This window comes from Blautia sp. CAG:257, assembly GCF_000433815.1.
Taxonomy (GTDB): domain Bacteria; phylum Bacillota; class Clostridia; order Lachnospirales; family Lachnospiraceae; genus Blautia_A; species Blautia_A caecimuris.
On record NZ_HF999066.1, the window covers coordinates 1 to 1,002 of the forward strand.

The 1,002-nt window shown below is 39.8% G+C and carries 2 protein-coding genes; both read left to right on the top strand.

The genetic code is table 11. From position 1 onward, the window contains the following. Positions 1–95 precede the first annotated feature (95 nt). A complete protein-coding gene (locus tag QVP40_RS08305) occupies positions 96–809 on the top strand; it encodes a LytR/AlgR family response regulator transcription factor (RefSeq protein WP_022067996.1) in 714 nt (237 codons plus the stop codon). Between the two features lie 5 nt (positions 810–814). Then, positions 815–1,002, top strand: a 188-nt coding sequence (locus QVP40_RS08310) for a hypothetical protein (RefSeq protein WP_288200403.1), incomplete at its 3' end; no start/stop codon positions are given.

Genomic DNA, 1,002 nt, shown 5'->3' on the forward strand with positions numbered 1-1,002 from the left:
GTCATTTAGTACATGATTTTTGTCTCTTGTGTATACCGTGTTTACAATTTCAGGTATAATGATTATAGTAAAAACAACAGGAGAGAGTGACTGAAATGTACAGAATTGCAGTTTGTGATGATGATAAAAATATTCGTGAGCAGGTCAGAAAAATGATTCTGGAATGGAAGTCTCAGGTGGAGGTAAGGGTGTTTTCTTCCGGAAGGGAGCTGATGGAAAATTACCAGCCTTACGACGCGGTTTTTCTTGATATTGACATGCAGGGAATGAATGGCATAGAAACAGGAAAGGCTATCCGCTCTGTAGATACTGATGTAAAAATTGTTTATCTGACAGCTTACCGGGATTATGTGGCAGGAGCTTTTGGAGTTCATGCATTTCAGTATCTGCTGAAGCCTGTGAACAGACAGGAGATTATAAATGTTCTGGAAGAGATATTCCGGTATATGGAAGCCTCGGATAAAAAGATCATCCTTGATTTTCGCACAGTGGATGGAATTGTCTGCCTTCCTGTAGAGTCCATTTATTTTTTTGAGTATGAGAACAGAAGGATACGGATTGTGACAGATGAAGATGAATATTATATGGTGGAGCGCATTGGAAATGTGGCAAAACGTATGGAGGATTTTGGCTTTTCCATGCCTCATCAGAGCTTTTCCGTAAATATGCTTCATGTGAAAAATGTAAAAGGACAGCACATTTATCTGGACAATGGAATGGAAATTCCTCTTTCCCAGAAAAAACAGAAAACATGGAAACAGGAGCTGACTGTCTGGCTGTCGGCACGGCTGGAGCACCGGAGAGGATGATGGAAATGAATTATGTATTATATTGCTTTTTTCAGATCATTGAACTGGTTATCCATACAGGAAGCTTTATCTGGTTTCTGTATTCCATGCCAAGAGAGGTGGAGTCGAAACCATGGGTAAGATACTGTGTCTGGGGGATTTTTGTTGTACTGACCTTTTTGATTCCGACATTATGGTGGAATGATATTATTAC